At 70.4% G+C, this 480-nt stretch carries 1 protein-coding gene; it reads left to right on the plus strand.

Annotation, left to right across the window (positions count from 1 at the left end):
• On the plus strand, positions 1-480 hold a 480-nt coding region (locus M0638_RS28595), incomplete at both ends, for an ABC transporter permease (RefSeq protein ID WP_456316063.1).

The following is a 480-nucleotide window of genomic DNA, read 5'->3' on the forward strand; positions in this document are numbered from 1 at the left end:
CCTGCTGGCGGCCTTCCTCGGCGCCTGGCAGCTCGCGGTGAGCGGCACCGGCGCCACCCAGGCGATGGACCCCGAATACGCCGCGCTGATGGGCCAGACCGCCACCACCGGCGCCTCGGCCATGCCCGGCCCCGCGCGGATCGGCGCGCGGCTGCTGGAGCTGCTGTCCGATCCGTTCTACGACCGCGGCCCGAACGACAAGGGCATCGGCATCCAGCTCGGCTGGTCGCTGCTGCGGGTGCTGGCAGGCTTCGGGCTGGCGGTGCTGGTCGCCGTGCCGCTCGGCTTCCTGATCGGCACCTCGCCGCTGTTCCGCCGCGCGCTCGATCCCTTCATCCAGATCCTCAAGCCGATCTCGCCGCTCGCCTGGATGCCGCTCGCTCTCTACACCATCAAGGACAGCGGCCAGTCGGCGATCTTCGTCATCTTCATCTGCGCCGTCTGGCCGATGCTGCTCAACACCACCTTCGGCGTCGCCAA

The sequence above is a fragment of the Roseomonas acroporae genome (assembly GCF_023223525.1).
Classification (GTDB): Bacteria; Pseudomonadota; Alphaproteobacteria; order Acetobacterales; family Acetobacteraceae; genus Roseomonas_E; species Roseomonas_E acroporae.